Source organism: Amycolatopsis nalaikhensis (assembly GCF_030264295.1).
GTDB classification, from domain to species: Bacteria; Actinomycetota; Actinomycetes; order Mycobacteriales; family Pseudonocardiaceae; genus Amycolatopsis; species Amycolatopsis nalaikhensis.
This window is the reverse complement of record NZ_CP127173.1, coordinates 9,802,275-9,814,808: the sequence shown is the minus strand read 5'-3', so window position 1 is coordinate 9,814,808 and position 12,534 is coordinate 9,802,275. Positions and strand designations below refer to the sequence as shown.

General features: G+C 72.0%; 10 protein-coding genes. 4 read left to right on the top strand and 6 right to left on the bottom strand.

Annotation, left to right across the window (positions count from 1 at the left end; genetic code table 11):
- Window positions 1-127: 127 nt before the first annotated feature.
- Entirely contained in the window at window positions 128-862 is a 735-nt protein-coding gene (locus tag QP939_RS47675; protein WP_285453534.1) for a FadR/GntR family transcriptional regulator, read from the bottom strand.
- Window positions 863-987: 125 nt separating this feature from the next.
- Window positions 988-1,215, bottom strand: coding sequence for a hypothetical protein (locus tag QP939_RS47670; RefSeq protein WP_285453532.1), 228 nt, complete (start codon window positions 1,213-1,215; stop codon window positions 988-990).
- Between QP939_RS47670 and QP939_RS47665 the strand changes: the two genes are divergently transcribed.
- Window positions 1,214-1,942: an SDR family oxidoreductase gene (locus tag QP939_RS47665; RefSeq protein WP_285453530.1), complete on the top strand. Its 729-nt coding sequence runs from the start codon at window positions 1,214-1,216 to the stop codon at window positions 1,940-1,942. The genes QP939_RS47670 and QP939_RS47665 overlap by 2 nt on opposite strands.
- Before the next feature lie 158 nt (window positions 1,943-2,100).
- Here QP939_RS47665 and QP939_RS47660 read toward each other — a convergent pair whose 3' ends face one another.
- Window positions 2,101-6,762 carry a DUF6531 domain-containing protein gene (locus QP939_RS47660; protein ID WP_285453529.1) on the bottom strand — a complete coding sequence of 1,554 codons (4,662 nt, stop codon included), beginning with the start codon at window positions 6,760-6,762 and terminating at the stop codon, window positions 2,101-2,103.
- 223 nt (window positions 6,763-6,985) lie between these two features.
- On the opposite strand from QP939_RS47660, the gene QP939_RS47655 reads away from it, so the two are divergent.
- Window positions 6,986-7,594: an NAD(P)-dependent oxidoreductase gene (locus QP939_RS47655; RefSeq protein ID WP_285453528.1), complete on the top strand. Its 609-nt coding sequence runs from the start codon at window positions 6,986-6,988 to the stop codon at window positions 7,592-7,594.
- 89 nt (window positions 7,595-7,683) lie between these two features.
- Here the strand turns inward: QP939_RS47655 and QP939_RS47650 are convergent, their stop codons facing one another.
- Window positions 7,684-8,583: a LysR family transcriptional regulator gene (locus tag QP939_RS47650; RefSeq protein WP_285453526.1), complete on the bottom strand. Its 900-nt coding sequence runs from the start codon at window positions 8,581-8,583 to the stop codon at window positions 7,684-7,686.
- Between the two features lie 27 nt (window positions 8,584-8,610).
- On the opposite strand from QP939_RS47650, the gene QP939_RS47645 reads away from it, so the two are divergent.
- Window positions 8,611-9,390, top strand: a complete 780-nt coding sequence (locus QP939_RS47645) for an inositol monophosphatase family protein (protein WP_285453525.1) — start codon at window positions 8,611-8,613, stop codon at window positions 9,388-9,390.
- 27 nt (window positions 9,391-9,417) lie between these two features.
- On the opposite strand, the gene QP939_RS47640 is transcribed toward QP939_RS47645, so the two are convergent.
- Window positions 9,418-9,891: a universal stress protein gene (locus QP939_RS47640; protein WP_285453524.1), complete on the bottom strand. Its 474-nt coding sequence runs from the start codon at window positions 9,889-9,891 to the stop codon at window positions 9,418-9,420.
- A gap of 10 nt (window positions 9,892-9,901) precedes the next feature.
- Window positions 9,902-11,440 (bottom strand): MDR family MFS transporter, encoded by a 1,539-nt coding sequence (locus tag QP939_RS47635; RefSeq protein WP_285460005.1) that lies wholly within the window; start codon window positions 11,438-11,440, stop codon window positions 9,902-9,904.
- A gap of 118 nt (window positions 11,441-11,558) precedes the next feature.
- On the opposite strand from QP939_RS47635, the gene QP939_RS47630 reads away from it, so the two are divergent.
- A complete protein-coding gene (locus QP939_RS47630) occupies window positions 11,559-12,140 on the top strand; it encodes a TetR/AcrR family transcriptional regulator (protein WP_285453523.1) in 582 nt (193 codons plus the stop codon).
- The last annotated feature ends 394 nt before the right edge of the window (window positions 12,141-12,534 follow it).

The following is a 12,534-nucleotide window of genomic DNA, read 5'->3' as shown; positions in this document are numbered from 1 at the left end:
GGCCAGCGAAGGGGACCGAGGACGCACCGGTTGCCGTTGTGCGGCAGGTGTTCCGCGGTGCGCCCAAGACAGGATGGTTGTCGCGCGGCGGCACCGGGTCAAGGCAGAAAAACTGACAATTGCGTGGTCAGCGGGGCCGGCGCGCCGGGTCGAGGGGCACGCCGCACAGCGCGCCGGACAGGCCGACGTGGCGGTGCATCGCCTCGCGTGCGCGCCCGGAGTCACCGGCGATCACCGCCTCCCGGACGTCGTCGAGGTGCGCGAGGACGCTGTCCTGGGAGAACATGTCCAGATCGACGTCGCAGTCCTGGAACACCACGATCGTGGCGCTCATGAAGGCCACGATCAGCTGGTTGTGCGAGCATTCCGCGATCTTGCGGTGGAAGGCGAGGTCGTAGCGCAGCGCCGCTTCCACGCTGCCGGACGCCGACTCCGTCCCGGCGAGCTCCCGCAGGGCGTCGACGTCCTCCTCGGTGCGGCGCTGGGCGGCGGTGGACGCGGCGAGCAGGTCCAGTTCGGACCGCACCTCGAAGATGTCCCGGTAGCCGACGTGGTTCGCGCCGATGGCCAGCGTCATGTAGTCACCCATGCCGCGGGCGAGACTGGCGGTCGAGCCGTCCGAGATCCGGTGCCCGCCGTGCCGGCCCCGGGCGGCCGTGATCACGCCGGTCGACTTGAGCGTGCGCAGCGCCTCCCGGATGGTGGGCCTGCTGACGCCGAAGTTTTCGGCTATCTCGGTCTCCGAGGGCAGCTGCGCACCGGGCGGCAGGCTGCCTTCCAGGATCGCCTCCTTGATCAGGGAGGCGATCTGCTGCGGCGCCGTCTGCACCTTCTTGCGCAGCCGCGCATCACGGTCGGTCACTGCGGCCTGCCCAAGCTCGTCGACGCGGGAACGCCGTCAGGATAGTCTCCGCGGCCTCTGTCCAGTGTCGACGCAGCTGCCCGCTCCCGGAAAGCACCCGAAGGTGAGCCGCCACCGCGTGCCCGTCAGGGGACGTCGCGGACCGTGTTGCGAAGCGTGCCACATCTGCCTGGGATCCCCGCCGGCGCGGGCGCGCTCTTCGCGTCGATGATCTTCATCGCGGGCGGCACCGGCCTGCTCAAGCCCACGATCTCCGCGTCGGTCGGCGACTCTACGACTTCCTCCGGTACGCCGAGCTGTCCGCCGACGCGCTCGAATTCCTGATCGCCGCCCGGCTGAAGGAGCACGAGCATGCCTGAGCCAGCCTCGCCCGCGGCCGAGAAGGTCGCGATCGTCGTCGGTGGCGGATCCGGGATCGGCGCGGCGTGCGTCCGGGAGTTCGCCGGGAACGGCTACCGGGTGGTGGCGATGTCGCCGTCGGGCCGGGCCCGGACCCTGGCCGAATCGCTGGGCGGTGCCGGGGTGGACGGCTCGAACACCAGCGTCGACGACCTGCGGGCGTGCGTCGAGCTGGCGGTGTCGCGGTACGGCCGGGTCGACGCGGTCGTCAACAGCAGCGGGCACGCGGCCCGCGGCCCGGTGCTCGAGATCACCGACGAGCAGTGGGCCGAGGGCGCGGACCTCTACCTGATGAACGTGGTGCGCATGGCCCGCGTGGTGACGCCCCACCTGATCGCGTCCGGCGGCGGCGCGATCGTGAACATCTCGACCGCTGGCGTCTTCGAGCCCGGTCCGATGTTCCCGGTGTCGGTGACGATGCGAGCGGCGCTGGCCTCGTTCACCAAGCTGTACGCCGACGAGTACGGCCCGCGAGGCATCCGGATGAACAACCTGCTCACCGGGCTGACCAAGGACGACCCGAGCGTGGTCCCGGCCGAGTGGACGAGCGGCATCCCGCTGCGCCGGGCGCAGAGCACCGCGGAGGCGGCGCGGGTCGTCCGGTTCCTGGCGGGTGCGGAATCGGCCTACCTGACCGGGCAGAACATCCGCGTCGACGGTGGCGAAACCCGATCGGTCTGAGCGGCTGGGTGCGCCGGTGGTCATTCGGGCCGGTCGAAGAGCCGATGCGTGCCCGCCGCAGTGCGGTTGAGGGTCGAGCTGCGCGATGGCGCGCGAAAGCGGAGGAGGTTCGATGCCCAGCCGTTCGGCCGCGCGAGCGAAGGGTGACGATCACCGCGTCAGGGCTTGGTCTTCGGCGGCTTCTGGTACGGCCTCGTCGCGCCGGTTTCCGCGTTGTGCTCGGTGACGTTGATGCCGTTCTGCTCCAGTTTCGGGTATTCGATCTTGTCGAAGATGTTGTCCGGCCGGCGGTAGGGGTAGACGTCGCCGTCCGGGTTGGGGATGCCCGTGCTCGTCTCCTTGCCCGGCTTGTCCGGGAAGACGACGTGGGTGTCCGGTGTGGAGTTCTTCGCGAACGTTTCCGAAGCGTAGTCCCACTTTTCGCCGACGAAGTTCTTCTGGTCCGCGTTCGACGTGCCGTGGTCGCCGTGCGACCAGTAGCCCTGGTTCGGGTCCTGCTTCATCTTGTCGTCGACCCAGCCCGGCATCTTCAGGTGGTTGTCCGCGACCAAGCCCTCGAGGGTGTTGCCGCCGTGCTGCTTCGCGATCTGGTTCGCCCGGAACTCGATCGAACCGAGGTACGGGTCGTCCGGTGCGCCGTGGCCCTTCTTGTAGCCGCCCGACCAGAAGAAGTGCTTGTCGACGCGCATCATCTGGTCCAGCTGCGGCTTGAACTTCTCCCACTCCTCCGGCGTCATCCGGTTGACGTCGATGCCGAGGTCGGGCCTCTTCGACGGCCGCGGGTCCGCGTCGAAGTCGTCCGGCCGCGGCCGCTTCGGCGTCTGCGGCCCGCCCGTCTTGCCGCACGAACCGACCAGCCCGAGCGGGTCGCCGGAGAGCAGGGGGTCGGGCACGTAGCCGACGGGGTCCGGCGCGGCCGCGAGGCCGAGCGGGTCCTGGCTGAGGTAGCGCGCCGTTTCGGGGTCGTAGTAGCGGAAGACGTTGTAGTGCAAGCCGGTTTCGGGGTCACGGTGCTGTCCGGGGAAGGCCAGCGGCACGGCCGCGACGTCGGCGCCGGGCAGCGGCGCGCCCCAGAAGCTGCTGTGGTCGCGCCACACGACCGCGCCGTGCTCGTCCAGCAGTTCGGACGGCGTACCCGCCGGAGTCGTGATCACGCAGTGGAACCGTCCGTCGGTGACCTGCACGACCGGGCGGCCGTCGGCGGGGTGGCGCTCCCACGTCAGGGTCCGCCGCGAGCCGTCGGCACCGGCCTCGATCCGCTCGACGAGGTCGAACCCGCTCCACAGGAACCGCGTGTCGGCCGTGAGCTCGGGTTCCCCGTCGGCGCCGGTGATCCAGCGCCGCTTGGCGAAGCGGCGGCCCAGCGGGTCGTAGTGGTACGTCCACCGGGCCCCGTCCGGGGTCCGCACGCCCCGCAGCAGGTCCAGCCGGTCCCACGAGTACGTCCAGGACTCCTCGCCGCGGCGGCGCCCGGTGACGCGGCCCCGCGCGTCGGCGGTGTAGCGGGTGTGCCCTGCGGACACCAGCGTGGTGCCGCGGTAGACCCGCGGACCCGGCAGCGCCGGGGTGGCGGCCGAGGTGACCGCGCCCGCGGCGTCGCGGGCGAACCGCTCGGTTCCGCCCGGGCCCTGCGCTTCCGCGACGCGGCCCGCCTCGTCGTACTCGAGCCGCCACGGGCGCGCGGTGTCCCCGACCGCGGCGAGCCTGCCGTCGGGCCGGTAGCCGTAGGTGCGCCGGCCGACGCCGGCGATCTCTTCCGCGGCGACGCGGTCCTCCGCGTCGAAGTGCCGCCGGAGCACCACCGTCCCGTCGACACCGCGGAAGACCTCATGCCCGGCGGCGTCGTGTTCGAACGCGACGTCGTGCCCGCCGATCCGCAACGACCGCGGCAGACCCGCGTCGTCGAAGGTCCACTCACTGTCCACACCGGACGAGGTGCGGCGGCGCAGGGCCGTGCCGTCGTAGCTCCAGAGAACACCCAGCCCGTTGACCGTCTCGGCGATCACCCGGCCCCGCCCGTCCCGCGTGATTTCCACGCGGGCTTCGGCGTTTTCGGCGATGGCCAGCCGGCCGAGGGCGTCGTAGGCGTAGCGGGTGACGTCGTCGGCGGTGCGCCGTTCGACGACGTTGCCGAGGAGGTCGTAGCCGAACTCGACCGCTTCGCCGAGGCCGTTGGTCATCCGCCGCAGCTGCCCGGCTTCGTCGTAGGTGTAGGTCAGACGGCGGCCGTCGTAGTCGGTCTCCTCGACGAGGCGCCCCGCCGGGTCGTAGCCGTAGCGCCAGGTCAGCCCGCTCGGGTTCGTCACCGAGGTGAGCCGCAATTCGCCGTCGTAGGTGTACGTCGTGCTCGCGCCCGCCGCGTCGATGTCGGCCACCGTGAGGCCGAACCGGCCGTAGCGGCGGCGTCGCACCCCTCCGGCGGCGTCGCGGTATTCGACGACCTGGCCTTCGGCGTCGTGCAGCCAGCTTTCCCGGTCGCCGTGGGGGCCGATCCGCCACGCGCGCCGGCCCTCCGCCGTCCAGCCCAGGCGGGCCGCGCCGCCCGAGGCGGTGTGCACGAGCTGGGGACGGCCGAACAGGTCCCGCTCTCCCGGGCGGACGGAGGCGTCCGTCACCGGTGCGTCGCCGAGCGGATCGGGCGCCGGACCCGGCCCGGCCGATGCCGCCACGCCGGGCAGCGCGGTGAACGGGCCGGCCGCGGGGACCACCCGCTGGACCGCGGCGTCGCCGTCACCCACCTGCAGGCGCATCTCGCCCTCGGCGGCGGGGGCCGTCCGCACGACGGACCCGTCGGGCCGGGTGACGGCGGCCAGCTCGCCGTCCGCGTAGACGTACCGGGTTTCGCGGCCCAGTTCGTCCACTTGGGACAGCAGCTCGTCGTGACGGCTCCAGGTGTACCGGCGGGAACCGCCCAGCGGATCGGTCCGCTCGACCAGCCGCCCCACGTCGTCGAGCCGGTAGGTCCAGGTGTGGCCGAGCGCGTCGGTGTGCCGGGTAGTGCCCGGTGCGTAGGCGAAGGTCGCGTTGTAGAAGCCGTCCGCCCCGACCGTGCGGACGCAGCGGCCTTCGGTGTCGTAGACGTAGCGGTACCAGGTGCCGGTGCGGTCCTGCCAGCCGACGAGCCGGTGCTCGTAGTCGTAGTCCAGCGTCATCGGACGGCCCGCGAAGTCCGCGATCGTGGTCAGCTGCCCGAGCCGGTTGTAGCCGAAGCGGACCAGCGGCGCGGCCCCGGGCGCGCCCAGCGCCACCACGCGGCCGCCTTCGGTGCCGATCCGGAGCTCGACGCCGTCGTCACGGCGCAGTGCGGTGGGCGTGCCGTCGGCGGCGTAGGCGATTTCGGTGCGGCTGCCGTGCTGCTCGATGGCGGTCAGCGGCACGACGCGGCCGTCGCCGGTGAAGTGCAGTTCACGCTCGCCGACGGTCAGCCGGTAGCCGCCGGGGGAGCGGCGCAGCGGGTGCCGCGGGCCTTCGAGCGGCAGCACGGGCCCGTCGCCGGGTACCGGGTAGACGAGGATCATGCCGTCCTCGGCGTAGAACCGGACGGCGTCGGGGCCCGCTTCGAGCCGCTGGTCCACTGTAGACGTCCAGGACGGGCCGAACCACCGGCCGGACCGGTAGGACGACAGGTGGGTGCGGGACAGCTCCAGGTCGCCCGCGTCGCCTGGCAGGGTCAGGTCGACCTGCGTCATCACGACTTCGCCGGTCGCGACGTCCACCGGGTCGGACACGCAGGTCTTCGAGTCCGACGGCAGCGCGCGGTCGCGGGCGTCGTCCGGCTTCGGGCCGCCCTTGGGGGTGCCGCCACCGTCGGGGCCGCCCCTCGGGGTGCCGCCGGGAGGAGGGGTGTTGTCGGGTGTCGTCTCGTTCTTCGGCGGCGGGTCCGTCTTGGGTGGCGGGTCGGCTTTCGGGGGCGCGTCGGGGTCACCCTTGGCGCCGGAGGCGTGGGTACCGTCGCCGCCCTTCGGCGTGGGCGGTGGTGCTTCGTCCCCGCCCTTGCCCTTGGGTCCGTCGAGGCCTTTGGGGTTGCCGTTGATGTCGGCGTGCTTGGGCGGCGGCGCGGCCTTGCCCGGCTTGATGTTCCGCAGGGCCTTGGCCGCGTCGGAGAACAGGTCCCCGGCCCGCTTGAGCAGCGGGATCAGCGCCTGCAGCGCCTTCACCAGCCGCTTGACCAGATCCGCGATCTTCGACGCGGTCTTCGCCACCGCGTTGATCACCTGCGGCACCACCCACGTCAACCCGATACCCAGGGTGAACACCACCTGCAACGCCCAGCTGATCAAATGCCCGATCAGCTCGGCGATGATGTCCCGCACCAGCGCCCGCACCGCCGCCACGACCTCACCCGCGGTCTTCACACCGCTGGAGGCCCCTTCACAGCCCTTCTGCGCGGTTTCCAGCAGAGTCACCGTGTCCTGGGCGCGTTGCCGGTAGCTGTCACCAGCGGGCCCGGTCCACGTCGCGGTGTCGGCCTTGACCATCCCGGTGAGGTCTTCACCGACACTGCCCAGCTCGGTGGCGATGTTCTTCCACGTCTCGGCCTGGGCGGCGATCTCGTCGGCGTTGCCGGTCAGGCCGTTGAGGGCTTCCTTGAGCGGGCCGACGTGCTCCATCAGCCACCCGACCCCCGCGGCCAGGATCGCACCGAACGGGTCCATCGCCATCGACAACGCATCCAGCGCGGTCCCGACGGCACCCATCGCCACCGACGCCCAGTCACCGCTCTCGATCGCGGACTTGAGGTCGGCCGCCGACTCCGCGAGCGAAATCCCCGAATACGCCTTCGTCGAATCCTTGGTCTCCGCGACCAGCGGGTTCCCCACTGCACGGCCCTTTCTGGCGTCCGGGACGTTTCAACGATCTTTCGCGCGAACGTACCAGCGGTGAATCGCGAGCGACCCGGCCCCGGCGCGCGGGTGCCCGAAATTCGCGGATTCGTGGCTCGTGCGGGCAGCGTTCTCGGGCAGTGTCGATTGCGTCTGAGTAATCCATCCCTTGCGATGCTTGCACTTGATGTCAATCCGACGCGCCTCTAGCGTCGTCGGCATGAACCTCACCATCCTCGCGGCGTCCGGGCGGACCGGGATCGCCCTTGTGCGGCAAGCACTTCAGCGCGGTCACACCGTCACGGCCCTCGCCCGCGACCCCGGGCGCGTCAACCTCCCCGACTCGGCCGGACTGCGCTTGGCGGCGGCCGACGTCGACGATCCGGCGAGCGTCGCCGCGGTCGTCGGTCCCGGATCCGTGGTGCTGTCCGGGCTGGGCACCGACCGGGCCGGTGTCCTGCTCGCCGGGGCGAAGGCCGTGGTCGCCGCCGGGCCGCGGCGGATCATCTGGCTCGGTGCCTACGGGACCGGCCCGTCGGCCGAAGTCGCCGGGGAAGGCGCGGACGTGCTCGTGCGGGCGCTGGGCGACCGGCTCGGCGACAAGGTCGCGGCCGACACCACCGTCCTCACGGCGGGCGGCACGGTGTTCCACGCGGGACGGCTCGTCGAGGGACCGGTGAGCCCGACCCGGCGCACGGCCGGGCTGGCGGACGCGCCGCCGTTCGACCTGTCGGCCACGATCAGCCGCGAGACGGTCGCTGCGGCGATGCTCGACGAAGCGGAGGCGCCTCGGTTCGCTGGGGCGGTCGCGGTGCCGTTGGCCGGTTAGCGGTCGCGATGTCGAGGCGGCGTGCACCTGCTCGTGGCGGCGACGCTCGATGAAGCGGAGGCGTCCCGGTTCGCGGGCGTGGTGCCCGGTTAGCTCGCGGTCGCGACGTCGAGCGCGGCCCGGACCTGCTCGCGCAGCCAGGCGTGGGCGGGGTCGGAGTCGTAGCGCTGGTGCCAGGTGCAGCTGATCGGGGCGGGCGGGGACTCGGCGGGCAGAGGCCGGGTGACCAGCCCGAACGCCTCGACCAGCGGGCGGCTGAGCACCTCCGTGCAGGTGACCAGCGCGTCGCCGCGGGCGGCCGTCTGCAGCGCCATCGCCAGCGTGGCCACGGCCGCGACCACCCGGCGGCTGAGGCCCTCCGCAGCCAGCACGTCGTCGATCGGCGCGGTGAGCCGGCCGCGGCGGGACACCACCACGTGCGGGTGCGCCGCGTAGGACCGCAGGTCCAGGCGCCGGGCGCAGGGGTGGCCCTTGCGCATCGCCACGACCAGTGGATCCTCCGCGAAGGTCTCGGTCCGGAACTCCGGCAGGGCCGGCCTGCCCCCGCCGAGTTCCAGGTCGACCCGGCCGAGCCGCAGGTCGTCCGTGTCCGCGGAGTTCTCGGCCAGCACCCGCAGGCGGGCCCGCGGCGCCCGCTCCTGGAGGCGGTCGATCAGCACCGGGACCACCGAGGCGGCGAGGGCGTCGTGGCATTGGATCGTGAACGTGCGGTCCAGCTCGCCGAGATCGAGTTCGCGCGCGGGGGAGAGCACGTCGCGGGCCTGCCGGACCAGCCGGTGCACCTCTTCCCGGACGGCCAGTGCGTACGGCGTCGGCGTCATCGAGTGGCCCGTGCGCACCAGGATGTCGTCGCCGGTCACCTTGCGCAGCCTGCCGAGCGTGCGGCTCACCGCGGGCGAGGACAGGTGCAGCCGCTCGGCCGCGCCCATCACGCTGCCCTCCTCGAGCAGGGCGTCCAGCACCGTCAGCAAGTTCAAGTCGAGTTGCACGATCGTCAGACAACCACAGGAGAACCCGTGAACCACGAACTGCTCGCCGCCACCGCCGCCGCCGTCGGTAAGGCGGCCGCGCGGATGCTGACGCGCTATTCCCCCGAGTCCCGCCAGGCCGGGCTCACCGAGCTGCTGGCGAGCCTGCGCGACAACGACGCGGCCGTCACCGACGTGCTGCGTCCGAGCCTGGCGGAGGTCCGGCCGGATGCGACCTGGCTCGACGACGAACACGGCAGCGGGCCGCTGGCCCCAGGCGAGTGGTGGCTCGTCGACCCCGTCGGCGGGAACCTCAACGCGGTGCACGGCATGCCCGGCTGGAACATCGGGGTGAGCCTCGTGCGCGACGGGCGCCCGGTCCTGTCGGTCGTGCACTTCCCGGTGCTCGACGAGGTGTTCACCGCGATCGAGGGCGGTGGCGCGTTCCTCGACGGCGTGCGCCTGCGAGTCTCGGCGAAGACGTCGCTGGACGGCGCGCTGGCGGGGACCGGGCAGGCGCGCCCCGGTCAGGACGCGGATCTGCTGGCGCGCACGGGGAGTTCGTTCACGGCGATGTCGGCGGCCGCCCTGCAGGTGCGCGTCTCGGTGCCGGTGACCGGCCAGCTCGCCCAGGTCGCGGCCGGTCGCATGGATCTGCACTGGCAGCTGGAAAACGTCCGCTCGCACGCGGCCGGGGTGCTGCTGGTCCAGGAGGCGGGCGGACTCGTCACCGACCTCGACGGCCGGCCGTGGGACATCGCGAGCGAGAGCTACCTCGCCGCCGCGCCGGGCGTGCACGCCGCGGCGTTGGAAGTCCTGACGCGGTGAAGCGCGTCCTGTTCCTTCGCGGCGGGGTCAGGGCACCACCAGCACCGGCCAGTGGCCCGCCCGGATGAGTTTCGTGGCCACCGAGCCCGCGAACCGGTGGCCCGCCTTCTGCGACGCCCCGACCACGACCGTGTCGGCCTGGGCGCGGTCGGCGGTGTCGCGCAGCGCCGTGTACGGGTCGCCGAACGTCTTGATCACCGTCACCGGGACCGCCAGTTCCTCGGCCGCCGTGCGCATCTGGTCGCGCAGCTCGGCGTACAGGTGCGCGGCCGTGTCGTGCTCGATCACCGTCGCGACCGCCGGGCGCAGCGGGGCCAGGGGCGACGGGCACGCGACGTAGACGACGATGAGGCGGCTGTCCTGGCGGCGCGCCAAGCCGAAGGCGAACGCCACCGCGCGCATCGCCGTGTCCGAGCCGTCGACGCCGGCCAGGATGGCCCGCGCCGACGGGGGACGGCGCGGCCCGAACCGCTCCACAATGGACTGATAGGCCGCGCTCATCGTCGGCTCCCTACTTCGCGACCGGGTCCGGCGTCGACGGCTCTTCCGTCTTCTCCGCCAGGTCGATCGTCGTGCGCAGCGTGATCGGCTTGAGCAGCAGCGCCGCGAGCACGCCGACGACCGCCACGGCCGCGGAAATCACGAAGATGTGCGCGGTCGCGTCGCCGTACACCGTGTGCACCACCGACTGGACCTGCGGCGGCAGCGCCTTGAGGTTCAGCGCGCTGACCCCGCCGGTCGACGCCTGGCCCGCCGGCGCGTGCAGGGCGGCGGCCAGGTCGGCCGAGACGCGGTTCGCGAGGACGGCGCCGAGCACCGAGACGCCGATCGTGCCGCCGAGCGACCGGAAGAACGTCACCGACGCGCTCGCCGCGCCGAGGTCGCGCAGCGGGACGTCGTTCTGCACGGCCAGCACGAGGTTCTGCATGGTCATGCCGACCCCGATGCCGACGACGGCCATCGCGACGCCGACGATCCACAGCGACGTGGCGTGGTCGACCATGCCGAGGCCGAGGAAGCCGAGCACCAGGATGATCGTGCCGGCCAGGATGTACGGCTTGATCTTGCCGGTGCGGCTGATCAGGCGGCCGGAAACGGTGGAGGAGACGAGCACGCCCGCCATCAGCGGCATGGTCAGCAGGCCGGCTTCGGTGGGTGTGTAGCCGCGGCCGATCTGGAAGTACTGGCCGAGGAACACCGCGCCGCCGAACATCGCCATGCCGACCGCGAGGCTCGCGATGATCGCCAGCGCGGGCGTGCGCTGGACGACGATCTTCAGCGGCACCACGGGTTCGCGGACCTTGGTCTCCACCAGCACGGCGAGGCCGAGCAGCACGAGCCCGCCGGCGACCATGACGGCGGTCTGCCACGAGAGCCAGTCGAACGAGTTGCCGACGAAGGAGACCCAGATCAGCAGGACGCTCACGCCGGCGGCGATGAGGCCCGCGCCGAGGTAGTCGACCTGGACGTCGTCGCGGCGCACGGTCTCCAGCTTCAGGGTGCGCTGCAGCACGACGAAGGCGAGCACGGCGATCGGGACGCCGACGAAGAAGCACCAGCGCCAGCCCAGCCACGGCACGTCGACGATCAGGCCGCCGAGCAGCGGGCCGCCGACGGTGGCGACGGCCATCACGGCGCCGAGGTAGCCGTTGTACCGGCCGCGTTCGCGCGGCGGGATGATCGCCGCGATCACGACCTGGACCAGCGCCTGCAGGCCGCCGACGCCGATGCCCTGGAAGGCGCGCGCGGCGATCAGCTGCCCGGTGTCCTGGCTGAACCCGCTGATCATCGAACCGGCCACGAAGATCACGATGGCGACCTGGACCAGGGTCTTCTTGTTGAACAGGTCCGCGAGCTTGCCCCAGATCGGGGTGGTGGCCGTCGCGGCCAGCAGCGTGGCGGTGACGACCCAGGTGTACTGCGTCTGGGTGCCGTTCAGCGAGCCGATGATCAGCGGCAGCGACGTCGAAACGACGGTCGAGCTGATCATGGCGACGAACAGCGCGAGCAGCAGCCCGGACAGCGACTCGAGCACCTCGCGGTGCCGCATCGCGCCGGCTGCGGCGTTTCTCTCGGTTTTCACAGCACCCCTTCACGTCCGGGTAAATTATTGCCCACTGTGCAAACTTGCACAATGGGCAGTGTATTCCCGTCGTTAGGCTGAGCGCATGGACACCCTCGACACGCTGCGGACCCGCAAGAAGGCGGCGACGCGGCAGTCGCTGCACGAGGCGGCGCTGCGGCTGGCGATGGAGCACGGCCTCGACGGCGTGACGGTCGAGGACATCGCGGGCGAGGTCGGCGTGTCCCGCCGGACGTTCTCGAACTACTTCGCGAACAAGGAGGACGCGATCCTCTACGCCGACCGCGAGCGGACGCGCCTGCTGATGTCCCTGGTCGAGGGCCGTCCGGCCGACGAGGAGCCGTGGCCGGCCCTGCGCGCGGCGAGCCGCGAGCTGTACCGCAACCAGGCGACGCCCGACCGCGAGTGGGTCGCCCAGCTGCGCCTGCTGCGACGGCACCCATCCCTGCTCGCACAGCAGGCCGGCGACCAGATCGCGTTGGAACGAGACCTGGCGGCGGTCCTGGTGGCCCGCGGGCACGGCGTGGACGAGGAGCTGGCACGCCTGATGACGGCGACGTTCCTGGCCGCGGTGCGTACGGGTGGAGTGCGCTGGCTGGAGGGCTCGGGGGAGCGGTCGCTCCCGGACCTCATCGACCGCCTGCTCGGCCGGGTCGACTTCCACTAGCGGGGCTTGGCTCGGGCGAGCGCGTTCGCCGCCGCTCCGGCAAGATGATGTTCATCGGGAGCCGGAGGACGGCGACGTCCCTCCTCCGGCGGTCTCGGGATCAGCTCGACAAGGCTCGGCGGATCCCGCGTTGCTCCGCCAGGAGTGTTCGTCCCGGCGCGGTCAGCGCCACCAGGGATGCGCGGCCATCGTCGGGGTCGGCGACTCGGGTCATCGGATCCTGCGGCTCGGACGAGTCGGCTCATCGATGGCTGGCTGACCCCTCGGCTGCGGCAAGCGTGGTCAGCTGCAGCGGGCCCTCGTGGCGGAGGCGCGACAGACCAGCGGCAACTTGGGTGCGGCTGTAGTCGTTCGTCAGCACGTTCGCGGCAGGGAATCAGTTCATGAGCGGGTG

Bases quoted from the DNA above. Each gene is read 5' to 3' on its own strand.
- QP939_RS47665 (WP_285453530.1), top strand. From the start codon at position 1,214: ATGCCTGAGCCAGCCTCGCCCGCGGCCGAGAAGGTCGCGATCGTCGTC.
- QP939_RS47670 (WP_285453532.1), bottom strand. From the start codon at position 1,215: ATGCTCGTGCTCCTTCAGCCGGGCGGCGATCAGGAATTCGAGCGCGTC.
- QP939_RS47655 (WP_285453528.1), top strand. From the start codon at position 6,986: ATGAACCTCACCATCCTCGCGGCGTCCGGGCGGACCGGGATCGCCCTT.
- QP939_RS47640 (WP_285453524.1), bottom strand. From the start codon at position 9,891: ATGAGCGCGGCCTATCAGTCCATTGTGGAGCGGTTCGGGCCGCGCCGT.
- QP939_RS47635 (WP_285460005.1), bottom strand. From the start codon at position 11,440: ATGCGGCACCGCGAGGTGCTCGAGTCGCTGTCCGGGCTGCTGCTCGCG.
- QP939_RS47630 (WP_285453523.1), top strand. From the start codon at position 11,559: ATGGACACCCTCGACACGCTGCGGACCCGCAAGAAGGCGGCGACGCGG.